Source organism: Elioraea sp. (assembly GCF_022842375.1).
Taxonomy (GTDB): Bacteria; Pseudomonadota; Alphaproteobacteria; order Acetobacterales; family Acetobacteraceae; genus Elioraea_A.
On the sequence record NZ_JALHPR010000032.1, the window covers coordinates 1 to 22,948 of the forward strand.

General features: G+C 69.0%; 23 protein-coding genes. 9 read left to right on the plus strand and 14 right to left on the minus strand.

What is annotated here, in order from left to right; all coding sequences use genetic code 11:
- The 4 genes from Q0C38_RS19825 to rimP form a co-directional block, all read right to left on the minus strand.
- On the minus strand, positions 1 to 275 hold a 275-nt coding region (locus tag Q0C38_RS19825), incomplete at its 3' end, for a translation initiation factor IF-2 associated domain-containing protein (RefSeq protein ID WP_291298863.1).
- A gap of 42 nt (positions 276 to 317) precedes the next feature.
- On the minus strand, positions 318 to 998 hold the full coding sequence (locus Q0C38_RS19830; RefSeq protein ID WP_291298864.1) for an RNA-binding protein: 681 nt from the start codon (positions 996 to 998) through the stop codon (positions 318 to 320).
- A 13-nt stretch (positions 999 to 1,011) separates the two neighbouring features.
- A complete protein-coding gene (nusA, locus tag Q0C38_RS19835; protein ID WP_291298865.1) occupies positions 1,012 to 2,595 on the minus strand; it encodes a transcription termination factor NusA in 1,584 nt (527 codons plus the stop codon).
- Between the two features lie 36 nt (positions 2,596 to 2,631).
- Positions 2,632 to 3,177, minus strand: a complete 546-nt coding sequence (gene rimP, locus Q0C38_RS19840; RefSeq protein WP_291298866.1) for a ribosome maturation factor RimP — start codon at positions 3,175 to 3,177, stop codon at positions 2,632 to 2,634.
- A 210-nt stretch (positions 3,178 to 3,387) separates the two neighbouring features.
- On the opposite strand from rimP, the gene Q0C38_RS19845 reads away from it, so the two are divergent.
- Complete coding sequence (locus Q0C38_RS19845; protein WP_291298867.1) at positions 3,388 to 4,461, plus strand: endonuclease/exonuclease/phosphatase family protein; 1,074 nt, start codon at positions 3,388 to 3,390, stop codon at positions 4,459 to 4,461.
- 52 nt (positions 4,462 to 4,513) lie between these two features.
- A complete protein-coding gene (locus Q0C38_RS19850; RefSeq protein WP_291298868.1) occupies positions 4,514 to 5,164 on the plus strand; it encodes an MBL fold metallo-hydrolase in 651 nt (216 codons plus the stop codon).
- A gap of 180 nt (positions 5,165 to 5,344) precedes the next feature.
- On the opposite strand, the gene araD is transcribed toward Q0C38_RS19850, so the two are convergent.
- Together araD and Q0C38_RS19860 are read right to left on the minus strand one after the other, a co-directional pair.
- Complete coding sequence (gene araD / locus Q0C38_RS19855; protein ID WP_291298869.1) at positions 5,345 to 7,087, minus strand: L-arabinonate dehydratase; 1,743 nt, start codon at positions 7,085 to 7,087, stop codon at positions 5,345 to 5,347.
- Between the two features lie 53 nt (positions 7,088 to 7,140).
- The gene (locus Q0C38_RS19860; protein WP_291298870.1) at positions 7,141 to 7,863 is read right to left on the minus strand and encodes a class I SAM-dependent methyltransferase; all 723 of its coding nucleotides are present in this window, start codon (positions 7,861 to 7,863) and stop codon (positions 7,141 to 7,143) included.
- Between the two features lie 56 nt (positions 7,864 to 7,919).
- On the opposite strand from Q0C38_RS19860, the gene gloB reads away from it, so the two are divergent.
- The 4 genes from gloB to Q0C38_RS19880 are packed head-to-tail and all read left to right on the plus strand — an operon-like array spanning position 7,920 to position 10,167.
- A complete protein-coding gene (gene gloB, locus Q0C38_RS19865; protein WP_291298871.1) occupies positions 7,920 to 8,651 on the plus strand; it encodes a hydroxyacylglutathione hydrolase in 732 nt (243 codons plus the stop codon).
- A gap of 51 nt (positions 8,652 to 8,702) precedes the next feature.
- Positions 8,703 to 9,305, plus strand: coding sequence for a glutathione S-transferase N-terminal domain-containing protein (locus Q0C38_RS19870; protein ID WP_291298899.1), 603 nt, complete (start codon positions 8,703 to 8,705; stop codon positions 9,303 to 9,305).
- 5 nt (positions 9,306 to 9,310) lie between these two features.
- Positions 9,311 to 9,763, plus strand: a complete 453-nt coding sequence (locus Q0C38_RS19875; RefSeq protein ID WP_291298872.1) for a cupin domain-containing protein — start codon at positions 9,311 to 9,313, stop codon at positions 9,761 to 9,763.
- On the plus strand, positions 9,763 to 10,167 hold the full coding sequence (locus tag Q0C38_RS19880; RefSeq protein WP_291298873.1) for a DUF3574 domain-containing protein: 405 nt from the start codon (positions 9,763 to 9,765) through the stop codon (positions 10,165 to 10,167). The genes Q0C38_RS19875 and Q0C38_RS19880 overlap by 1 nt, the downstream gene beginning before the upstream one ends.
- Here the strand turns inward: Q0C38_RS19880 and Q0C38_RS19885 are convergent.
- Together Q0C38_RS19885 and Q0C38_RS19890 are read right to left on the minus strand one after the other, a co-directional pair.
- On the minus strand, positions 10,127 to 10,993 hold the full coding sequence (locus Q0C38_RS19885) for a DMT family transporter (RefSeq protein WP_291298874.1): 867 nt from the start codon (positions 10,991 to 10,993) through the stop codon (positions 10,127 to 10,129). The genes Q0C38_RS19880 and Q0C38_RS19885 overlap by 41 nt on opposite strands.
- 31 nt (positions 10,994 to 11,024) lie before the next feature.
- Positions 11,025 to 11,921 carry a DMT family transporter gene (locus Q0C38_RS19890; RefSeq protein ID WP_291298875.1) on the minus strand — a complete coding sequence of 299 codons (897 nt, stop codon included), beginning with the start codon at positions 11,919 to 11,921 and terminating at the stop codon, positions 11,025 to 11,027.
- Between the two features lie 117 nt (positions 11,922 to 12,038).
- On the opposite strand from Q0C38_RS19890, the gene Q0C38_RS19895 reads away from it, so the two are divergent.
- Positions 12,039 to 13,175: a patatin-like phospholipase family protein gene (locus Q0C38_RS19895; protein ID WP_291298876.1), complete on the plus strand. Its 1,137-nt coding sequence runs from the start codon at positions 12,039 to 12,041 to the stop codon at positions 13,173 to 13,175.
- A gap of 145 nt (positions 13,176 to 13,320) precedes the next feature.
- Positions 13,321 to 13,971, plus strand: a complete 651-nt coding sequence (locus tag Q0C38_RS19900; RefSeq protein WP_291298877.1) for a PEP-CTERM sorting domain-containing protein — start codon at positions 13,321 to 13,323, stop codon at positions 13,969 to 13,971.
- Here the strand turns inward: Q0C38_RS19900 and Q0C38_RS19905 are convergent.
- The 3 genes from Q0C38_RS19905 to phbB all read right to left on the minus strand — a co-directional run bounded on the left by Q0C38_RS19905 (position 13,953) and on the right by phbB (position 16,315).
- The gene (locus tag Q0C38_RS19905; RefSeq protein WP_291298878.1) at positions 13,953 to 14,348 is read right to left on the minus strand and encodes a carboxymuconolactone decarboxylase family protein; all 396 of its coding nucleotides are present in this window, start codon (positions 14,346 to 14,348) and stop codon (positions 13,953 to 13,955) included. The two genes, Q0C38_RS19900 and Q0C38_RS19905, sit on opposite strands and share 19 nt — an antisense overlap.
- A gap of 62 nt (positions 14,349 to 14,410) precedes the next feature.
- The gene (locus Q0C38_RS19910; RefSeq protein WP_291298879.1) at positions 14,411 to 15,502 is read right to left on the minus strand and encodes an alpha/beta hydrolase; all 1,092 of its coding nucleotides are present in this window, start codon (positions 15,500 to 15,502) and stop codon (positions 14,411 to 14,413) included.
- Between the two features lie 90 nt (positions 15,503 to 15,592).
- Positions 15,593 to 16,315, minus strand: coding sequence for an acetoacetyl-CoA reductase (gene phbB / locus Q0C38_RS19915; RefSeq protein WP_291298880.1), 723 nt, complete (start codon positions 16,313 to 16,315; stop codon positions 15,593 to 15,595).
- 198 nt (positions 16,316 to 16,513) lie between these two features.
- Between phbB and Q0C38_RS19920 the strand changes: the two genes are divergently transcribed.
- On the plus strand, positions 16,514 to 17,611 hold the full coding sequence (locus Q0C38_RS19920; RefSeq protein ID WP_291298881.1) for an SMP-30/gluconolactonase/LRE family protein: 1,098 nt from the start codon (positions 16,514 to 16,516) through the stop codon (positions 17,609 to 17,611).
- A gap of 102 nt (positions 17,612 to 17,713) precedes the next feature.
- Here the strand turns inward: Q0C38_RS19920 and Q0C38_RS19925 are convergent, their stop codons facing one another.
- The 3 genes from Q0C38_RS19925 to Q0C38_RS19935 all read right to left on the minus strand — a co-directional run bounded on the left by Q0C38_RS19925 (position 17,714) and on the right by Q0C38_RS19935 (position 22,603).
- Entirely contained in the window at positions 17,714 to 19,852 is a 2,139-nt protein-coding gene (locus tag Q0C38_RS19925; RefSeq protein ID WP_291298882.1) for a P-loop NTPase fold protein, read from the minus strand.
- A 106-nt stretch (positions 19,853 to 19,958) separates the two neighbouring features.
- Positions 19,959 to 21,134 (minus strand): acetyl-CoA C-acetyltransferase, encoded by a 1,176-nt coding sequence (locus Q0C38_RS19930; protein WP_291298883.1) that lies wholly within the window; start codon positions 21,132 to 21,134, stop codon positions 19,959 to 19,961.
- 86 nt (positions 21,135 to 21,220) lie between these two features.
- Complete coding sequence (locus Q0C38_RS19935; protein ID WP_291298884.1) at positions 21,221 to 22,603, minus strand: alpha/beta fold hydrolase; 1,383 nt, start codon at positions 22,601 to 22,603, stop codon at positions 21,221 to 21,223.
- Positions 22,604 to 22,948: the final 345 nt, after the last annotated feature.

Consider the following 22,948-nt stretch of genomic DNA (forward strand, 5'->3'; position numbering starts at 1 on the left):
TGCGTCGACGGCGGTGACGCCGCGCCGGCAGCGGGGGGCGCTGCGGCTGGCGGGGGCGTCGGTGCCGCCCGGACAACCGGGGCAACGGGGGCGGGAGGGGCCGGCGGGGGCGTGAGCACCCGCTTCTTCACCACCTCGACCTGGACCACCTTGCTTCGGCCATGGCTGAAGCTCTGGCGAACGGAGCCGCCATCGACAGTCTTGCCGAGCTCAAGCCGCCCCCGGCTCAAGCTGAGCCTGCCCTTGGCCGCATCCTGCTCGTTGGTATCGCTCATGCGTTCAGCCGGTCCTGTCCAGAAATCCTGAGGCCAGAAGCCTCAGGAAGCGTCATTCGGTTCATCAGTCACGCCGGCGTGGGTGCTGTTGCCCCCGGGGCCGGCCGCGGCATCATTGCCGCGCATTCCAGCAAGCCGGGCCGCTTCGACCTTGACGGCCTCGGCGAGCCGACCAGGCGCGAGCGCCACATGCACGACATGCTCGCGCCCAAAGGCAGCCCCAAGTGCCGCCGCATCGAGCGGTGCCACGGCCGGCACGGACGATCCGGCCAAAAGCTTGCGCCGCCCATCGGCCGCACCGTCCTGCGCCATCACGACCAACGCAGCACGGCCGCCTGCAACCCATTCGCGGGCCTTGACGAAGCCGCCGACGGCCTGGCCCGCGCGGCGCGCCAGCCCCAGCGTATCGGCCACCCGACGCTCGAGCCCCGCAACGATCGCGGCCGCAAGACCATCAGGCACCCGCGCCTCGGCCTTCGCAGCGCGCGAGAACAGCCGCTTGGCGCGCGCCTCTTCTAGCACAGCGGCCTTGGCGCTCAACCACATTCCCCGGCCGGGCAGCCGTGCGCCAAGGTCAGGCACCACCGTGCCGTCAGGTCCGAGGACGAAGCGGATCATCGCTTCCTTCGGCTGGACCATGCGGGTGACAAGGCAACGGCGCAGTGGCCCGCCGACATCGCCGTCGTCGGGTCCCGCCACCTCGACCATCGCCGCGTTCAGCATCGGCTGCGTGGCCTCAGCCCTCCTCGCGTGCCTTCGTCTCAGCATCAGCCGGCGTATCGTCAGCCGCGGCGTCATCCGCCGGTGCCGCCGCCTCGCCTTCGCCCTCGAACCAGTGCGCGCGCGCGGCCATGATCACGGCGTTGGCCGTTTCCTCGTCGAGCGAGTCGGGCCCGAGGATCTCGATCAGCTCGTCGGACGCAAGGTCGGCCAGGTCGTCGAGCGACTTCACGCCCTTCTCGCCAAGCTTGACCAGCATGGCGGGGTTGAACGTCTCGATGCCCGCGATCTCCTCGCTCACGCCAAGCTCCTGGAACTGCGCGGTCAGCCGCGCGTCGCGGTCGGTGATGAAGGCCTCGGCGCGGCGCTTCAGCTCGGCAGCGATCGCCTCGTCGAAGCCCTCGATCTCGGCGAGCTCGTCATGCGGCACGAGCACCATCTCCTCGATCGTGGTGAAGCCTTCCGTCACGAGCAGGCCCGCGATCACGTCATCGACATCGAGCGCCTCGACGAACAGCGCGGACCGCCGGCGGAATTCGTCCTGGCGCCGCTCGCTCTCCTCCGCCTCGGTCATGATGTCAATGTCCCAGCGCGTCAGCTGGCTGGCGAGCCGCACGTTCTGGCCGCGCCGGCCAATGGCGAGCGAGAGCTGGTCATCGGGCACCACCACCTCGATGCGCCTGCCGTCCTCGTCGAGCACCACCTTGCTCACCTCGGCCGGGGCGAGCGCGTTCACCACGAAGGTGGCCGGGTCGGACGACCAGGGGATGATGTCGATCTTCTCGCCCTGGATCTCCTGCACCACGGCCTGCACGCGCGAACCACGCATGCCGACGCAGGCACCGACGGGGTCGATCGAGCTGTCATGGCTCAGCACGGCCATTTTCGCGCGCGAGCCGGGGTCGCGCGCGACCGCCTTGATCTCGATGATGCCGTCATAGATCTCGGGCACTTCCTGCGCGAACAGGCGCGCGACGAAGTTCGGGTGGGTGCGCGACAGGAATATCTGGGGCCCGCGCATCTCCTCGCGCACGTCATAGATGTAGGCGCGCACACGGTCGCCGTTGCGGAAGCTCTCGCGCGGGATCAGCTCGTCGCGGCGCAGCAGCGCCTCCGCCCGGCCGAGATCGACCATGAGGTTGCCGTACTCGGTGCGCTTGACGATGCCGTTGACGATCTCGCCGACGCGGTCCTTGTACTCGTTGAACTGGCGCTTGCGCTCATACTCGCGCACGCGCTGCACGATCACCTGCTTGGCGGTCTGCGCCGCGATCCGGCCGAAATCGATCGGCGGCAGCGGGTCGATGATGAACTCGCCGACGGTGGTGCCAGGCTTCACCTTCTGGGCGAGGGTGAGCGGCATCTGCGTCGCCTCGTTCTCCACGGTCTCGACCACCTCGGTCCAGCGCGAGAGCTTCACCTCGCCGGTTTTCCGATCGATGATCGCGCGGATGTCCTTCTCGTGGCCGTACTTGGCGCGGCCTGCCTTCTGGATGGCCTGCTCCATCGCCTCGAGCACCTCGTCACGGTCGATCGACTTCTCGCGCGCGACGGCATCGGCGACCTGGAGAAGCTCTGGCCTGGCGATGGCGATGTCCATGGGGGCTGTCCTCGTCGTCTTCTTCTGGTGTTGGGATCAGTTCTTCGGCTGACCGGGCCGCGCGGCCTCGATCAGCGCATCGGTGAGCACGAGGCGGGCGGAGCGAATGGCGTCGAGCGGCAGCGCGACCTCGGCGCCGTCATCGAGCCTGAGCTTGCCGGCCCGCCCCTCAAGGCCGAGCACGGTGCCGGTGAAGCGCTTCCGCCCGTCCTGCGGGATGGCCATCTCGACGCGGGCGAGGTGGCCGGCCCAGCGGGCCCAGTCCTTCGCGCGCGTCAACGGCCTGTCGATGCCGGGGGAGCTGACCTCGAGCTGGTAGGCCGCCTTGATCGGGTCCTCGACATCGAGGATGGCCGAGACGGACCGGCTGATCGCCTCGCAATCGTCGACGGAGATGGGGGCCTCGTCCGCCCTGTCGGCCATGACCTGGAGCGTGGGGCGTTCCTTGCCCGACAGGCGCACGCGCACGATCTCGTAGCCCATGGCGAGGATCGCGGGCGCGATGAGCGCCAGCACGCGCGCCTCGACGCCCTCGTGGCGCGGCAGTGTGTCGGACAGGTCTGTCGTCTCGGCCTCGGCCAAAGCAAAAAAGGCGGCCCGCGAAGGCCACCCCCCATCAGCGTGGAAGATGTGTGATGGAAGGGTGATACGCCCGGGGCCGGGGGATTGCAAGGCCGGGGATTGCAAGGCCGGGGATTGCAAGGCCGGGGATTGCGAGGGGCGGCTGCCATGGGCGCGGTGCGGCAAGGGTGGCTGGCGTCGGCGCCCCCGCGCCACCACACTGGGCGCATCATGACGCTCGCCGTGCTCATCATCGGCCTCGCCCTCGTCGCCGTCACCGCGCTGTCGCGGGTGCGCAGCGCGCGGTGGTGGATCCGCGCGGCGGATTTTCCGCGCGCGCAGATCGCGGTCGGGCTGGTGCTCACGCTCGCCGCCTTTGCCCCCTATGCAAGCAGCTCCAGCATCGCCGACATCGGCTTCGCGCTCGCGCTCATCGCAGCCCTCGGCTACCAACTCTCGCGCATCTGGCCCTACACGCCCATCGCGCCCCGCCAGGTGCTGCCCGCCACGCCGGGCGATGACGGGCGCACGATCCGAATCCTGATCTGGAACGTGCTGATGCAGAACCGCGAGGCGCGCGCGTTCCTCGACCTCGTGCACGCCCAAAGCCCCGACGTGATCCTCCTGCTCGAAACCGACGCGTGGTGGGACGAGGCCCTGCGCGGCCTCGACGGCGCCTACGCCCACGCCATCCGTCACCCGCTCGAGAACGAGTACGGGCTGCACCTGTTCTCCAGGCTCGGCCTCATCGCGCCCCAGTTGGAGTTCCTCGTCGAGCCGGACATTCCCTCGGTGCGGGCCGGCGTGCGCCTGCGCTCGGGCGACGTGATCGTGTTCCACGGGCTGCATCCGCGCCCCCCGCTGCCGCAGCAGGATGCCGAGCCGCGCGACGCCGAGATCCTGATGGTCGGGCGCCAGGTGAAGCCGCACGCGGCGTGCACCATCGTCGCCGGCGACCTGAACGACGTCGCCTGGTCCGACACGACGCGGCTGTTCCAGCGGCTGAGCGGCATGCTCGACCCGCGGCGCGGGCGCGGGTTGTTCAACACGTTCCACGCCGGATACCCGCTGCTGCGCTGGCCGCTCGACCATGTGTTCCACGGCGCGGGCTTCACGCTCGTGGGGCTGCGGCGCCTGCCGCGCACGGGGTCGGATCATTTCCCGGTGCTGGTCGACCTGAAATACACCCCCGAGGACGCCGGGCGCCACGAGACCGAGCAGGCCGACCGGCAGGACCAAGCCGAGGCGCAGGAACGCATCGTCGAGGGGCTGGATGCGGCGACAAGGCGCAACGGGAGCCCGTAAGCGCAGCACGCGACTGTCGCGCTGCCACGCGGCCTATGCTATCGGCCCCCGCATGTCGCTCAAAGCCGCCATCATCCCCGTCACGCCGCTCCAACAGAACTGCGCGCTCCTCTGGGACAGCGAGACCATGGAAGGTGCCGTCATCGACCCAGGCGGCGATGCCGAGTGGATCGCCGAGCGCGTCGCCGAGCACCAGGTGAAGGTGGCCCACATCCTGCTCACCCACGGGCATATCGACCATGCGTCGGGCGCGTCGCTGCTCAAGCGCCTGCTCGGCGGCGTGCCCATCGTCGGGCCCGGGATCGAGGACAAGTTCCTGCTCGATGACCTGCCGAACTCAGGCCCGCGCTTCGGCATCCTCGACGCCGAGGCCGTCACGCCCGACCGCTGGCTCACCGACGGCGAGACGGTGACGATCGCCGGCAGGCCATTCGCCGTCATCCACTGCCCGGGCCACACGCCGGGGCACATGGTGTTCGTCGATGCGCCCGGCAAAGTGGCGATCGTGGGTGACGTGCTGTTCCGCGGCTCGGTCGGCCGCACCGACTTCCCCTATGGCGACGGGCGCGCGCTCGTCACCGCCATCCGCACCAGGCTGTTCCCGTTGGGCGATGACATCGCCTTCCTCTGCGGCCACGGCCCAGGCTCAAGCTTCGGCATAGAGCGGCGGACCAACCCCTACGCCGGAGACGGGGCGGCCTAAGCGCGCAGACCAAGCGCGCGGAGAGACCGTTCGGGAGGTCGCTGCCGTGAGTCGGATGGCAAGGGTCGCGAGAACCGGAGCGGAGCGGCCTGATGGGCCGTGAGCACCGGAAGCGCAGCGACCCGCAGCCAGACGGCCCCAAGAGAGCTCTTTGGGGCAGTAGAGCTCACGAATGGTCTCTCAGTAGATATCCGGCTCGGGCGTCGCCTCCGTCCCTTCCAGGAACCGCACGTCGCAGCCCTCGTCGGCCTGCGTCACGTTGTCGATGTAGAGCTTCGTCCACCCGCGCGCATAGCGTGGCGGCGCCGGCTGCCAGGCCGCACGGCGTCGTTCCATCTCCGCATCGTCCACCAGCAGGTCGAGGCGGCGGTTCGGCACGTCGAGGCTGATCAGGTCGCCGTCGCGCACCAGCGCAAGCGGGCCGCCGACGGCGCTTTCGGGGGCCACGTGCAGCACGCAGGTGCCGTAGCTCGTGCCCGACATCCGCGCATCGGAAATGCGCACCATGTCGCGCACGCCTTTCTCGAGCAGCTTCTTCGGCAGCGGCAGCATGCCCCACTCCGGGAACCCCGGCGCGCCCCTCGGCCCGCCCTGTTTCAGCACGAGAACGCTCGCGGCCGTCACGTCGAGTGCGGGATCGTCCAGCCGCTTCTTGAGGTCGGCGTAGTTCTCGAACACCACCGCCGGGCCGGTGTGCACAAGCAGCGCCGGGTCGGCCGCGGCGGTCTTGATCACCGCCCCGTTCGGCGCGAGGGAACCGCGCAGCATCGCCATGCCGCTTTCCGGCTGGAGCGGGTTGTCGAGCGGGCGGATGACGCGGTCGTCGAACACCTCGGCGCCGGCGATGTCATCGCCGAGCGTCGATCCCGTGATCGTCCTCGCGGCGAGGTCGAGGAACGGCGCGATGCGGCCGAGGAAGGCGCGCGATCCGCCGGCGTAATGGAAATCCTCCATCAGGAACGTATCGCCGTTGGGGCGCAGGTCGGCGATGAGCGGAACGCGGCGGGCGATCGCGTCGAACCGTTCCAGGTCAAGAACGAGCCCTGCGCGCCTGGCCATCGCGATGAGGTGCGGAATGGCGTTGGTCGAGCCGCCGAAGGCCATGGCCGCTGCCACCGCATTGTCGATGCTGCCCTGGGTGAGCAGGCGCGCGGGCGTCAGGTCCTCCCACACCATCTCGACGATCCGCCGCCCCGTCGCGGTCGCCATGCGCGGGTGGGCCGCATCGGCGGCGGGGATGGAGGAGGCGCCAGGCAGCGTGAAGCCCAGCGCCTCGACCGCGAGCATCATCGTCGCTGCCGTGCCGGCCGTCATGCACGTGCCGAAGCTCCGCGCGATGCCGCCCTCCATGTCCTTCCATTGCGCCGGCGTGATGTTTCCAGCACGCAGCTCGGCATGGTATTTCCACACGTCGGAGCCTGAGCCGAGGGTGTTGCCGCGCCAGGCGCCGCGCAGCATCGGGCCGGCGGGAACGAAGGCGAAGGGAAGCCCCGCGCTGATGGCCCCCATCACGAGGGCAGGCGGGGTCTTGTCGCAGCCGCCGAGCAGCACGAGGCCGTCACACGGCTGGCTGCGCGCGAGTTCTTCCGTCTCCATCGCGAGAAGGTTGCGATAAAGCATCGAGCTCGGCTTCATGTACTGTTCGGTCACCGGGTGGGCGGGAAGCTCCACCGGAAATCCACCGGCCTGCAGCACGCCGCGCTTGACCTCCTCCGCCCGGGTGCGGAAGTGGATGTGGCAGGGGCTGAGCTCCGACCACGTGTTGATGATGCCGATCACGGGGCGGCCGCGGAAATCCTCCTCCGACAGGCCCATCTGCAACAGCCGCGAGCGATGGCCGAAGCTGCGCAGGTCATCGACGCCGAACCAGCGGTGGCTGCGCAGCTCGTGCGGCTGCTTGCGCCGCGTTGGTGCATCCCTCATCAGGCGTTTCTCCCCAGTTCCCACCACCTGATGTATCACACCTGCTGTTGCTGTCAGCCCTCGGCGCCGACGACCATGCGACGGGCGGGAACTCCCTCGCCAGCCGGGATGGCCGCATACATGTCCTTGGTCGCCTCGATGATGACGACGCCGCCAAGCCGGGGGGCGAAGCGGCGGCCCGCACGCTCCCACGCGCCGGCGCCGCGGATCAGCCCGCGCCAGGGCAGCGGCGGGCAGAACAGCCCGACATCGTGGCGCACCACCCGCAGCATGACGGAGCCGAGCAGGCGGTTGAGCTGGCCCGGCGAATAGGGGTGGCCATGGCCGAACGGCGTGCTCTCGGCATAGGCCCACCAGCCGGTGCGGGAGGGGGCGACGATCAGCAGGTGCCCATCGTCCTTCAGCACGCGCCAGGCCTCGCGCAGCGCCCGCCGCGCGTTCTCGGCATGTTCGAGGGCGTGGATCATCAGCACGCGGTCAAAGCTGAGGTCGGGGAAGGGCAGCCTGTCCTCCTCCGCCACGGTGGCGAGGCCCGGGCGGTGGCGCGGCCAGCGCGCAGCGCCCATGCCGGCGTAGGTGCAGGCTGCCGTACGGTCATTGGCATCGCGCCAGATGCGGAGATAGGGCATCGCGTAGCCAAGGCCGAGCAGGGACGCGCCCGGGGCGAGCGGCCAGAGGGCGGACAGCCTCGCCCGCAACGTTCGCGTCGCCATCTGGCCGAGGGGGGTGGCGTAGAAGCGCCCGAGCTGGTCGATCTCGTGTCCGGTCACATGCATGAATGTCATACTAGCACGACGTTGGCCGCCCGCCCTGCCGGTGCTACTGATCGTTCATGCAAGCGCTCGAACTCACCGCCATCCCCTGCCTGTCCGACAACTACGCCTGGCTGCTGCGGGACCCCGCCACCGGCACCGTCGCCATCGTCGATCCAGGCGAGGCGGAACCGGTGGAGAAGGTCCTCGCCGCCCGCGGCCACGGGCTCGACCTCATCCTGATCACCCACCACCACGGCGACCATGTCGCCGGTGTCGCGGCGTTGAAGGCGGCCCATGGCGCCGCCGTGCTGGGCCCCGCCGCCGATTCGCACCGCCTGCCCGGCCTCGACCGTGGGTTGAAGGACGGTGATCGGATTGCCGTCGGGAACGCGACGGCTGTGGTGATCGACACGCCAGGCCATACGCGCGGGCACATCTCCTTCTACTTCGCCGGCGATGCGCTGCTGCTCTGCGGCGACACGCTGTTCAGCCTCGGCTGCGGCCGGCTGCTCGAGGGCACGGCGGAGGAGATGTATGCCTCGCTCCGTCGGTTCGCGGTGCTGCCGCCCGACACGCGGGTTGCCTGCGGGCACGAGTACACGCTGTCCAACGGCCGCTTCGCGCTCTCGGTCGATCCTGGCAACGCGGCGCTGAAGGCACGCATGGCGGAGGTCGAGGCCGATCGCGCCGCTGGCGTGCCGACGCTGCCCGCCCTGCTGGGCGACGAGATGGCCGCCAACCCCTTCCTCCGCGCCCCCGACGTCGCGACGCTCGCCAAGCTGCGCGCCGCGAAGGATGACTTCCGCTAGCCATCCGCGCCAATCAACCCCGCGCCAAGCAACAAGGAAACGCCACCGGTGATGAAGCTCTCCTACTCGCCTGCGAGCCCCTATGTGCGGAAGGTCATGGCGTGCGCGATCGCGCGCGGCATCGAGGGGCGGATCGAGAAGGTGCCGATGAACCCGCACGTCTCGCCGGCGGAGCTTCTTGCCATGAACCCGCTGTCGAAGGTGCCCGCGCTGCTCGGCGAGGATGGCGTGGCGTATTTCGACAGCCCGGTGATCTGCGAATACCTCGACACGATCGGCGATGCGGCACCGCTGCTGCCCGCAGCCGGCCCCGCGCGGCTGGCCGCGCTGCGCCAGCAGGCGATCGGCGATGGCATCATGGATGCAGCCGTCGGCCGGCGCGGCGAGAGCCAGCGGCCGAAGGAGGAGGCGCGTGACGGCGTGATGCTGCGCCAGACCGCAGCCGTTGCCCGCGCGCTCGACCTGATCGAGCGCGAGGTCGATGCCCTCTCCGGGCCGCTGACGCTCGGCACGCTCACCGTGGCCTGCGCCCTCGGCTATCTCGATTTCCGCTTCGCCGCCGATGCGTGGCGCGATGGCCATCCGAAGCTCACCACCTGGTACGAGAGCGTCGCCAGGCACCGTGCGCTGGCGGAGACCGTTCCGGTCGGCTGAGGGCGATGGACCTTCGGGACCCGTCGCTGCGGGCGGAGGATGTCGTCTCGGCCCTCGGCCTCGCGCCACACCCGGAGGGCGGGTGGTATCGTGAGACCTGGCGTGACGCGCCGGCCGATGGGTCGCGTGGTGCGGGCACGGCGATCCTGTTCCTGCTGAGTGCCGAGCAGCATTCGCACTGGCACCGCGTCAATGCCGCCGAGCTCTGGCACTGGCACGCCGGCGGGCCACTCGTGCTCACCCTCTCGCCAGACGGGCATGATGCCGAGGCGCAGCTCCTCGGCCCCGACCTTGGTGCGAGGCAGTTGCCGCAGCGGATCGTTCCGTCCGGTTGGTGGCAGACGGCGGCGAGCCTCGGGCGGTGGACGCTCGTCGGCTGCACCGTGAGCCCCGCGTTCAGCTTCGCTGGCTTCGAGCTCGCCCCGCCCGACTGGCGGCCTGTGCCACGGAAGCGATGATGATCGGGCGGAGGGTGGCGCTTGCTGGTGCGCTCACCCTCTCCGCCTGCGCCGCGCCGGCCTTCGTGCAGACCACGCTTTATCTCGGTCGCGCCATCCCGGGTGGCGGGACGGTCGATGATGCAGCACTGGCCCGCTTCGTCGCCGAGGAGGTGGTGCCGCGCTTCCCCGATGGGTTCACGCTGCTCGACGCCACCGGGCATTGGCGTGACACGGCGACGGGCGAAGGCGTGCGGGAGCCGACGGTTCTCGTCGTCGTGCTGCACCCGCCAGGCCGGCGGGCCGCGGCGGAAGCGATCGCGGTGGCCTATGCCGAGCGGTTCGGCCAGCAGGCCGTGCTGCGCGTCGAGACGGGTGCTGCCGTCAGCTTCGACCGCGCGAGGCCAGCACCGCGCCAACAGTGACGAGCGTACAAGCGAGCGCGAGCGTGATCCCGAACGGGGCGCGGCCCGCGAGCACGAGCCACAGCGTCGACAGCACTGGCGTGAGGTACGAAAGCACGCCGAGCAGGCGAAGGTCGCCATGCTTGGTGCCGTGGTCCCACGCGTAGAAGGCGAGGCCGACGGGCCCGAGCCCCATCGCGAGGATGAGCGCGAAGCCGCGCGCATCGGGCATCACGCTCGTCTCGAACAGCAGGTGAGCGGGCACCGCGAGGGCCGCGGTGGCGAGGCAGAACCCGGCGACGGCATCCGACGGCACCGCGCCGAAGCGGCGGTTCAGCACGGAGTAGATCGCCCAGGTGAAGGCAGCGGCCAGCGCGCAGAGATAGCCCGCGAGATGCTCAGCCGCGAACCCGGCGCCAGCGCCGATCGCGAGCGCCGATCCGGCAAGGCCGAGACAAGCGCCAGCGATGTGCCGCGCGCCAAGCCGCTGGCCGCCGACCAGCCCCGCCAGCAGCACGATCAGCAGCGGCCAGAGATAGTTGACGAGGTTCACCTCGACCGCGGGGGCGAGCGCGAAGGCGGCGAAGTAGAGCGCGTGATAGCCGAACAGCCCCGCGACCGAGAGCACCCAGGCGCCAGGCGGCACCACGAGCGGGTCGCGACGCCCAGCCGCACGACGCGCGATGACGCCGACGAGGCCGCCGATCGCGAAGGTCATCGCCACCGTCTGCAAGGGCGGGATCGCGCCGGCAAGCACGGTGAGGACGGCAAGCGATGACCAGAGGGCCACGGCCACCGTGCCGATGGCGGTTGCCCGAGTGGTTGGCGCGCGGGCGGTGGACGACATGGCGTGCGTCTCGCCTGCACGGGGCTTTCCGTCAAGCGCGGCGAAGCAGCCTCCCGTCGATCGCCGCAAGCCCGAGTGCGACCAGCGCGAAGCCCGCAAGGTGGCGCGCGAGCAGCACCTCGCCGAGCAGCACGACACCCAGCAGCACCGCGACGATCGGGATCAGGAAGGTGGCGAGCAGCAGGTTCGTCGCCCCCGCCCGGGCAAGGATGTTGAAGAACAGGATGTAGGCGAGCGCGGTGGAGAACACCGAGAGGGCCAGCACGGCGCCAAGCACGGGGGGCGAGGGAAAGGGCATCGTCCACGGCGCCTCGGCGATGAGTGCGACGGGTGCGACGAGCGCGATCGCCGCCGTGAGCTGCCCCGCCGCGAGTGCCAGCGGGGGGATGCCGCCGAGTGCCGCGCGCGCATAGGCGCCCGAGATGCCATAGGAGAAAGCAGCGAGCAGGCAGGCGCCTTCGGCCAGCCAGTCGCCGCGCCCGGCGAACGCGGACGGGCCGATCAGCACGGCCACGCCCGCGAACCCGGCGAGCACGCCGGCGATGCGGTTTCCCGTCAACTGCTCCTGGCGCGCGAGATGCGCCACGATCACGCCGAACACGGGGGTCGCGGCATTGAGGATCGAGGCGAGCCCGACGGGGATGCGCGTCTGCGCCCAGAAGATCAGGCAGAACGGAATGGCGTTGTTGACCAGCGCCATCACCAGGAGCCGCGGCCAGAGCGAGGCCGGCAACGCCACGCCAGCCGCGAGCCTGACGCCATGGAGGATGGCGGAGGCGATCACGAGCCGCGTCAGCACCAGTGTGATCGGCGTCACTTCACGGACCGCGACGCCGACGAAAAGATAGGTGCCGCCCCAGAGGCAGGCCAGCGTGCCGAGCATCAGCGCGGCCCTGGCATCCATCATCTGTGGCGGCGCCATCCTCATGCGCGAGCCCTATCACCCATGGCGGCGTCGGGCCATGCCGGCGGTTGCGCGCGAAGCGTCAGCAGGCGCAGGATTGCGATAACGATCCTGCACCGATCCGGGAAAGGAACAAGAACGATGGCACGGCACCGAATCCTCTCCCTCGATGGCGGCGGCGCCTGGGCGATGCTCGAGGTCTGGTCGCTGATCCAGGCCTATGGCGCTGCGACGCGAGGCCATGACGTGCTGGCCGAGTTCGATCTCGTCGCCTCCAACTCCGGCGGTTCGCTGGTGCTCGGCGGCCTGCTGATGGACCTGCCGCTGTCGGAGCTGATGACCCTCTTCCGTGACGAGGCGCGCAGGCGGCAGATCTTCGCCGCCGGCGGCACCTGGCCCGCGCGCTATCGCGCCCAGGGCAAGCTCGATGGGCTTCGCGGGATCCTCGGGCCGACCGACATGGCGTTGCCGGAGGTGGCCTCGCGCACCGGCAATCGCGGGCGACGGCTGCCGCATGTCATCATCGCCGCCTACGCGGTGGAGGCGGAGAAGGGCATCCTGTTCCGCTCCGACCTCAGCGCCCCTGCCGCGGCGATCGAACCGGCCGATGCACCGCGCCGCCCCTCGGTGACGCTGGCCGAGGCGATCCACGCCTCCTCCAACGCACCCGTGCTCTATTTCGATGACGTGGCGCGCACGGGCGCGGGCAATTTCTGGGATGGCGCGATCGCCGGCTGGAACTGCCCCGCTGCCGTGGCGGTGGTCGAGGCGCTGGCCTATGGCTGGCGGGCGGATGAGATCGCGCTGCTCTCGCTCGGGACGGCGAACGTGCTCTCACCCGACAAGGGCCTGCCGGGGCAGAGCGACGACATGGGCCTGAGGCTTCGCCGCCTCGGCGCCGAGGTCGGCGTCATGCTGCGCGCGATCCTGAAGGAGCCGGCGAACGGCGCGCCCTTCCACGCGCACGTGATGCTTGGCGGCACACTGCCGACCAACCCGCGCGATGCCATCACCGATGGTCCGGTGGTGCGGCTGAACCCGATGCCGGGGCCGGCGACGGTCGACCCGCCGCACGCGGTGCTCGCGAAGCTCGACATGGATGCGGTGCTGCAATCCGAGGTCGCGATCATCGAGCGGCTGGGCCAGCGCTGGCTGTCCGGGCACGTGCCGAACGAGCCGGTGCGGATGCAGCGCAGCACCGGCCACCCCGATATCGGCCACCGCACCGCGACGGAAGCACTGGCCGCCTGGGACGCGCTCGCGCCACGGCGGGTGTAGCCACCCCCTTCCGCGATCCTCGCCAACGCCCGGGCAACCCGAGGCTGATGCACCAGATCACCGTGACGCAGGGATTCGCGTGGTAATTTTCGAATCATCGAATATAATAAGGAAGGAGCCGCGACGAGCAGGAAGGAACCTTGCCATGGGACAGCGCGCAATCAGCATCGCCACCGGGCTGGCCATTGCCACGCTCTCTGGCGCATTCTCCGGCGCCTTTCCGGGCCCGACCGTGGCAGCGCCGATCGTCTTCGACGAGGCGATTGACGGCGACCTGCCGGAGAAGGCGCTCGTCGCCCCGATCCTGCAGCTCGGGATCGGGACAAACCGCGTGTCCGGAACCGTGCGCTGGGCCTTCGACCCGCCGGGCGCTCCCGACAGCGGGGACAGGGATGCCTTTGCCTTCACCATCCCATTTGGTGCGGCACTTTCCCACATCGGCTTGGACATCAGGCAGTTGCCTGGGAGCACTGGACTCGTCGAGCACATCATATTCCTGCTGCTCGACAGCACACTGACCGAAGATACCGCGTCAGGTGGGATCGGCGAGGCGGCTGTCCGGTTCCCGCCAGCCGGCCATGACGTGTTCAGCACCAACATGCCGCTGCCTTCGGGGCTGTATGGCATTCAGGAGACGGCAATCGGAGGCGCGTTGACGATCGGGCAGTTCGCTTCGGCCGGCTACGGCTTCACGCTCGAGGTTGTTCGCGTCCCGGAGCCAGCGGCCCTCTCCCTCCTGGGCATCGGCCTCGTGGCCCTCGCGCTTGCGCGCCGGCGCTACGGCAGCTGTTCGTAGAACTTGTCCAGCGGCACGCGCCAGGTCTCGGCCAGGCGGTTCGTCTCCGCCGCCATGCCGACGATGGCGATGACCTCGCCCAGCATCTCGCGCGTCATGCCCTTCGACCGTGCCGAGGCGGTGTGGCTCGCGGTGCAGTACTCGCAGCCATTGGCGGCGGAGACGGCGAGGTAGAGCAGCTCCTTCGTCAGCGGGTCGAGCGCGCCGGGGCCCATCACGTCGCGGAGCGAGTCCCACGTGCGCCGCAGCGTCGGCGGGTGGTTGGCGATGGCCTTCCAGAAATTCGTGACATCGGGGATGCCACGTGCGGCCTTGATCTCGTCATAGACGGCGCGCACCTCCGCCGGTGCATCGGCGTACTGGACGAGTTTCGGCATCTGGCGCTCCTGTGCTGATGGAGCGGTGAGCGCAGCACGCGGCGTGGCGCGCCGCAAGCGTGCTACCTGCGGGCGGCCTTGATGCGGAAGCAGGTGCGCGCGGGAACCCATTCCCGGTTGGCGATCGCCTCCGGCCGCACGCCGGCGATCACCTGGCGCATGTCCGCCTGCACCTCGGCGCGCTTGCGGTAGTACTGGTGGTTCGCATCCGTCAGCGGCCGCGTGACCGAGACCTCGGTGCAGTCGATCAGCGTTACCTTCTGTGGCAGGGAGGTGAGCGTGCGCGGCCCCGTCGCCCCGAGCCTGTCCGGGTTGCCCTTCGAGACATCGCTGATGACGAGGGCGCCATCGTTGCGCGCGAAGTAGACGCAGACCTGCTCGGCGAGCTCGGGCAGGCGGGCGAGCTTGGTGTCGTGCTCGAACGCGTCGTTGTCCTCGTCGGCCGCCATCAGGAAGATGGTCTTGAACACGCGCGGCATGGTGCGGCCGCCATAGTCGGAGATCAGCGCCTGCAGCGCGTTGCGCAGCGCGTAGGCGCCCATCGAATGCGCGATGAGGTGGATGTTGGCGCGGCAGAGCTCCTCCGGCTTCATCTCGCCGGCGCGCACCTTCCGCTCGAGCTCGGCGAGGTAGCCGAGGAAGCGTTGCAGCGCGCGCGCGATGGCCTTGGCGGATGAGCGCGCATCGTCTCGATCCGAGGCGTAGCTGATGAACGGGACGATCGCGCCATCGGCCGGCCAGGAGAACATCGCGACTTCGAGCGGCTTGGTGGCCGTCGACAGGCCGAGCTTGACCTCGGCCGCGTTCGACAAGGCGTTCTCGAAATCGCAGGCATAGCCGTGCAGCATCAGCACGACGTCGGCGCGGCCCTTCTGCGCGACGAGCTGCTTCCGCAGCCCCTCGTACACGGCATCGCTGCCGCGCAGCCTCGCGTCGCCGTCATCGGCGCCGGGCGTGTTCGGGATGTTCTCGGGCGCCACGAAGAGATCGGCGACGCGGTAGGGGTTGCCCTTCTTCGCCTTCTCCATCCCCGCCGCGCCGTAGCGGAGCCAGAGCGGCGATTTCGAGTTCAGCGCGGTGCCGAAGCCGACGACGGCTTCGCCCGCCATCATCTCCTCACGGTTGGTCGCGAAGTAGACGCCCGTCGTTGCCATGCCGCTGCCCCCTCCATACGTTCAAGGAACGATACACCCGCGTGACGGTGAGCTACAATCGCGGGCTGCGGCGCATGGCAGGCGGCAGCGTCAGTACATGTGCTGGCCGCCGTTGATCGAGAGCGTCGAGCCGGTGACGAAGGTCGCGTCGTCGGCCGTCAGGAACGCGACGCCACGGGCGATGTCGTCCACCGTACCAAGGCGGCCGACGGGGATCTTGGCGACGATCTTCTCGAGCACGTCGGGCGGCACGGCGCGCACCATGTCAGTGTCGATGTAGCCGGGCGCGATGGCATTGACGGTGATGCCGCCGCGGGCACCTTCCTGCGCCAGGGCCTTGGTGAAGCCGTGGATGCCGGACTTGGCGGCGGCGTAGTTCACCTGGCCGTACTGCCCCGCCTGGCCGTTGATCGAGCCGATATTGACGATGCGGCCGAACTTGCGCCCGCTCATCCCGTCCCACACCAGCTTGCACAGGTTGTAGCAGGAGCCGAGGTTGGTATCGATCACGGCATCCCACATCTCGCGCGACATGCGCTTGATGGTGCCGTCACGCGTGATGCCGGCGTTATTGACGAGGATCTCGATCGGCCCGACCTCAGCCTCGATCTTCGCGACCGCCGCCTTGCACGCCTCGAAATCGGCGGCGTCGAACTTGTAGACCTTGCAGCCGGTTTCCGCGGCAAAGGCGGACGCGGCCTCGTCATTGCCGGCATAGGAGGCGACGACGGTGCGCCCCTGCGCCATCAGCGCGCGCGAGATGCCGGCGCCGATGCCGCGCGTTCCCCCCGTGACAAGTGCGACCCGTGCCATGCGAAACCTCCCGTGATGCCGAACGCGGCGCCTTCGCAGCGCTTGGTGTTACCCTCGCGCGAGTTGGGGGCATTCCACAAGAGGGGTCACGAGACCCATCCGCGCGCAGAACGTTACCGCCATGCCACCGAAAGCTGTGGCAGCCTTCCAGCCGGGCAGGTCGAGCCGGGCGCCGGCAGCCCCATGGGAGAGAAACACATGAACAACATCGCACCCGCCGCCTCGCGGCGCGCCATCCTGTCAGCCGCAACCCTCGCCGCCGCCGGCCTCGTCGCCGGCCCCGCCGCGGCGCAGCGAAACTTCGGCGCCGATGCGCCGCCGACCCGCTACCCAGACCCCGACATCGTCACGATCGACCCCAAGCGCTTCCGCGCCAAGCTCGGCAACACCGCGATCCAGCGCGTCCACACCGGCATGGGCTGGGCCGAGGGGCCTGCCTGGCATGCGACGGGGCGGTTTCTCGTCTGGTCGGACATCCCGGCCAACGAGGCGCTCAGGCTGACCGAGGAGGACATGAAGGTGAGCCGCCGCTTCCGCTCACCCTCGGGCTTTTCCAACGGCAACACCTTCGACCGGGAGGGGCGGCAGATCGCCTTCCGCCACTTCAACCGCGACGTCGTGCGCTACGAGCCGCATGGCGGGATGACGGTGCTGGCCGACCGTTCGCCGGACGGACCGTTCAACGCGCCGAACGATGGCGTGGTGCTGCCGGCGGACGGATCGATCTGGTTCACCGACCCTGGCTATGGCGCGCTGATGGACTATGAGGGCGAGCGGGTGCGGCAATCCGCCGAGAGCCCGCGCCCGTTCCAGAAGGAGGCGGTGTGGCGCATCGACGGCCAGACCGGCCGCGTGACCAAGGTGGCCGACGAGCCGTTCAAGCCGAACGGGCTTGCCTTCAGCCCCGACTATCGCCGCCTCTACGTCGCCGATACCGGGAAAAGCCATTACGAGGCCGCGAAGAACATCATCTGGCAGTACGACGTGGTGGAGGGCGGCCGCGTTCAGAATCCACGCCAATTCGCCGACATGACGCTCGACGGAAAGGCCGGCTTCGCCGACGGCATCCGCGTCGACGAGGACGGCAACGTCTGGTCATCCGCCGGCTGGGTTGGCGATGGCTATGACGGCGTGCACATCTTCGCCCCGAACGGCGAGCGCATCGGCCAGATCAGGCTGCCCGAGATCTGCTCGAACGTGTGCTTCGGCGGGGCGCGGCGCAACCGCCTGTTCATGACCGCGAGCCAGAGCCTGTACACCGTGATGGTCGAGACCCGCGGCGCGCATTTCTGCTGAGGGGCAGCCGCGTTCCCCCCCTCACCCAACCCTCTCCCCTCAGGGGAGAGGGCTGGGCCCGAGGCAAGCACTCAGCAACAGGCGGCAGCCCAGCGAGTCAGATTACGCACCCCGCTCCAGGAATTTAGTTAGTGCCGCCTGGACTGGCACTCGGGCGTCGTCGGGCGCCCGTAGTTCTGCAAGCCGCTCTTTCACACGTTCAGTCAGGCGTTCTACATCCAGCAGAGGCTTGAGAGATTCTCGGCCGGTGATGTAGCCGCCGCCGAAGAATACAAGTCCAAATTGATCGATCCCTGTTGGCGTCTCTACCAGTTGCTGCAGCCTGTCTCGGCATGCTTGGTCCCAGGCGCCGATCTCGACCAACTGATGCAGGATAACGCCGTTGTGCAGCTCCAGGAACAGCTCGCTGTTTTTGAACGCAGAAGGCGCCCATGAGGCCTGTTGCCTCAGCAGTTCCAAGGTTTCTTCGCCCGATATCACCTGCGTCACAACCAAGTCATCCCGCGCAGGCTGACCAAATAGCCCGCTACCCAGGCTGTGGCTCTGCAGCCAGAAAGGTGCGATGTGGGGATCACGCTTCTCAACAAGGTCAGAAAGCAAGCGCGCGAGCGAACCACGATCGGCAGGAACGCGTCGAATACGTTGCGAAATGATGTTCCTAGCGCCGATTGTGCCTCCGAGTACGATGTCAATTACCGTCCGCTTTGCGGAGAGCTCCGGCGTCCAGTCGGATGCGGGACGCCGCACCCATTCTGCGAGCCCAAACCAGAACTCGGGTGCCGGATGATCTAGGAACGGATATGCTTCGCTTGCGCGTTGGATCAGATCCAAGATCTTGCCGTCAGCGACTGCCTGCTCGAGGAGTTCCTTCACCTCGGTTCGTGAGGACGTCAGGAGCACTCGTGTTTCGGCGCCCGAAATGGTGCCTGGCGGCAAGCCCAGCCGGAGGAGCGTTTGCAGGGGCCGCCAGTCTTGGACACTGTTATCGATATCCCCGGATCCCCGTAGCGAATCCGGGTCGAGATCGGGCCACAAAAACAGGAGCAGCGGTTTCGAACTCGGATCAACAGATGTTGTGCCGAAACGAGCCGCCCACCGGAGTTCCTCATCGCGCTCGCGGCGGAGGGCTAGATGAAGCTTGATGCTACGCGTGTCGGTCAACGTCATCGCGAACGATCCAGGGGTTCTCCGAACGACATCGGCGAGCTCCGGAAACTTCGTATGGAGAGCTGCGAAGCCAAGAGTATCCAGCGTGTTAACCTCGTCGCCGACCATGCCCAGGAGCACACGAAACGTGCCAGCCACACGATGGATATCGCGCGGCGTTGTAAGAATTCCTTCCACGAGAAGCGTGCGGAGCTGCTTCGCCCGCTCGGTTTCGACGAGTCCTGGGCTCACCCCATTTTGATCAAGGACTGCCCTGACCTGGGCATCTAGCAAATCGGCCAACTCCGCCGGCATCAAGATCGGCAGGGGAAGAGGCATGTGAACCAGCTTTTCCAGATATCGTCGGCCGCGCTCGCGCCTTGTGGTCTCGTCTCCTATGCCGCCGCTGCTGAGCGCCTCCTCAACGCGCTGCTGGTCATAAGCGAGAACGTAGGAGACGTGGGGGAAGTCCGCCACCGCACGAACAAGTTGGGCGATCGTTCGGATTTCATCGTCTGGCAGGCGATCAATCTCGTCGATCAGAACGACAACTGGCTTCGAGACCCGTGCAAGCGCATCGATTACGGCAGCCTTGCGATCAAGCAGGCCCTTCAATCCACCTAGACGGGCCCTCACCGCATCAAGTGCGCTGTCAACAGCACCGTCTGCACCTGGCAGAAAAATGCTGGCACCTTTCGCGACAACTGATGCGTAAGGCGCAGCAGCATCGAGAAAGCGCTTGGCCTTTTTCTTGAGCGCTGGGTCCATGTCCAGAGCCGCATGTATCTCCGCCATCAGGCTGACGACAAGATCGTCACGTCCGGAGATCAACCAGGGGTCGAATCGAACGACGACAGGCCTCGGTGACCTGGTGTCGAGTTCCTCCCTGAGGAGATTGAGCACCGATGACTTGCCGCTGCCCCATGGGCCGACGAGGCCCACGACGACACCGCGCGCACGCTTACGGTCACGATCGATCAAGGCGTCAGCTAAGCGGCTGACAAAGGCGCGTCGATCAAGCCTGTCTTCATCGCCCTTGATGATTGGACGCTCAATCCGGATTTCACCGACCCCTTCCGAAGCAGGCTTGCTCATCCGCCACCTAGCGCTCACATCAATACATGAACAAAATGAAACGCAGCAGACGCATTCAGCGGTCGCTCAGGCGCGACGCACCGAACGAAAGCGCACTGCTAGCCCCTCACCCCCGCTCGACGCACATGGCGATGCCCATGCCGCCGCCGATGCAGAGCGTCACGAGCCCCTTCTTCGCCCCACGGCGCGCCATCTCGAACAGCAGCGTGTTCAGCACCCGCGCGCCCGATGCGCCGATCGGGTGGCCGAGCGCGATCGCGCCCCCGTTCACGTTCACCTTCGCCGGATCCCAGCCGAGGTCCTTGTTCACCGCGCAGGCCTGGGCGGCGAAAGCCTCGTTCGCCTCGACCAGGTCGAGGTCATCCACCTTCCAGCCGGCCTTCTTCAGCGCCAGCCGCGAGGCCGGGATGGGGCCCGAGCCCATGATCGCCGGGTCGACGCCGACCGTCGCCCACGAGACGATGCGCGCAAGCGGCGTGATGCCGCGCTTGGCAGCCTCGGCCCCGCTCATCAGCACCACCGCGGCGGCACCATCGTTGATGCCCGAGGCGTTGCCCGCCGTGACCGAGCCATCCTTCGCGAAGGCGGGGCGGAGCTTGGCCAGCACCTCGAGCGTCGTCTCGGGCCGCGGATACTCGTCCGCCGTCACGACCGTGTCGCCCTTGCGGCCCTTCACCGTCACCGGAACGATCTCGTCGGCGAAGCGGCCGGCCTTCATCGCCTCGGCTGCCTTGGCCTGCGAGGCAGCCGCGAACTCGTCCTGCTGCTCGCGCGTGATCTGCCACTGGCGGGCGACGTTCTCGGCCGTGTTGCCCATGTGGTAGCCGTTGAAGGCATCCCACAGCCCGTCCTTGATCATGGTGTCGACCATCGCGAAGTCGCCCATCTTCACGCCGGCGCGGAGCTGCTGGCAGTGCGGCGCCTGCGTCATGCTCTCCATCCCGCCGGCGACGACGATCGCGGCATCGCCCGTCATGATCGCCTGGTAGCCGAGGGCGACAGTGCGCAGGCCGGAGCCGCAGAGCTGGTTGATGCCGTAGGCGGTCTTCTCCTGCGGGATGCCGGCCGCGATCGCCGCCTGGCGGGCCGGGTTCTGCCCCGCACCGGCCGACAGGATCTGGCCCATCACCACCTCGTCGACCTCCTCGCCGGCCACCTTGGCGCGCTCGAGCGCACCCTTGATCGCGATGGTGCCGAGGGCATGGGCGGAGAGGCTGGCGAAGGCGCCGCTGAAGCTGCCGACCGGCGTGCGGGCGGCTGAGGCGATCACGACATCGGTCATCGTGCGGTCCCTTTTCTTGTCGGAAAGTTCAAGCGTTCCTTGCCGCGAGACTGCACCGGCCATGCGGCACTGCACAAGCGCAGGCTCTACAACCCTTGCGCCCAGTCAGCGAAGGGGCGCCAGAGGGCTGCCTCCGCCCCGCCTCCGGCCACCATGCCGATATGCCCCGCCGCAGGCTCGTGCAGCACGGCACCCGGGATGAGGCCGGCGAGCGGCCGGGCACTCTCGGGCGGCACGATCCGGTCGCGCCCCGGTACCGCGACGAAGGCGGGAACGGCGATGCTCCGTGGGTCGACCACCTGGCCAGCGACCGTCCACGCCCTGCGCGCAGGCTCGTTCCGGCCGTACCAGCCGCCGATGCAGTCACGCGCCACCGGGGCGGCGAGGGGAATGCCATCGGCCAGCCAATCCTCGAGCGCCACGAACAGCCGCGCGCGCGGACTGTCCTGGGCAAGCCGCCCGAAGGCGCGGAACTTGGCCGCCACGCCCCAGGGGTCGAGCGCGGTAAACAGGATCTGCAGCCCATCGACCGGCACGGCGTCGTGGAACGCCATGGCCGGTTCGAGCAGAGGGAGCAGCATGGCGGCTGACTTGGCGCGCGCAGCGTCAGCGGCGTGGAAGTCCCACGGCGTCGCCAGCGCCGCGACGCCGCACACCAGGTCGGGCCGCCGCTGTGCCGCGGCGAGACCGAGCAGACCGCCCATGCAGTAGCCGGCGAGAATGACCGGCCCAGCCGCGATCGCAGCCGATGCGGCGAGCGCGCGTTCGAGGCGGCCGGCGATCACGTCGGTCAGGTCGAAGCGCCGCTCCGCCTCGCCAGGCCAGCCCCAGTCGAGCAGCAGCGGGCGGAGGCCGCGCGCGGCGAGGAAGCGGAGGAAGCTGCCGCCCTCCGTCAGGTCGAGGACATGGGCGCGGTTGACGAGGGAGGGAACGACGAGGATCGGAGGGCCTGACGCCGCGGCCGGGTGCGTCGCGCCATAGTCGAGCAGGCGAGAGCTTCCCTCCGCCCAGAGCGAGGGTGGGTCAGCCAGCGTCCGCGTGTAGGGGTGGCGGCGATAGGCAGCGATGCCCGCGATCAGTGCCGCGTCCTGGCGCAGCAGTTCCGCAAGCACCGCGCCGGAAAGCGTGGTCGGGTCAGCGCCCGCGGCGGCGAGGCCGTCCTGGATCCGCCTTGCCCGCGCGGCCGCGTCCGCGCTGCTCCAGCGCGGCGCGCTCCATGTCGACCAGGCGTTGCTCGATTGCGTCGAGTCGGTCGAGGACGCGCTGGAGGAGGCGTGCGTCATCGCGGCCTGCATCGCGCCCAGCATCGCCGCCGGGGTCGCGCCGTGGCGCATCCCCGCGAGCATCAGGTGCAGCAGCAGCGGGCGCGGGCCGCGACGCCTCAGCGGGCCCGGGTGGGGGCCCGGGTGGGGGCCAGGGCGTTGGCCAGGCGGCAGGCCAGGGTCCTGGGAAGGGTGCCTGGCGTTCATCGCGCGCACCGCGTGGCATCGCGGCGATGCCCGACGCCGCCGCCCCGGCCCAAAGGGCCGCCAGGCGCGACCAAGTCTCCGCCGTCTCCGGGTCGGCGGCGAGGGTGGTGAGTTCGCTTTGCCAGAGTTCGATCCAGTCGCGTGCCAGTGCGGTGAGGTCGGCGCCAGGCTCGGCATGGCCCGAGGCGGGCCGATCCGTGCCACCGCCCGGCCCGCTTCCGGCGTGCCCCTTGGTCCTGCCGCCCTCGTTGCCGCCGTCCATCACCCTTGCCCATCACGAGGGCGCAGCCTAGGGGCCTCGCCACTTTCGAGGAACCCCACCGGCAGCACACGCAGCACGCGCAC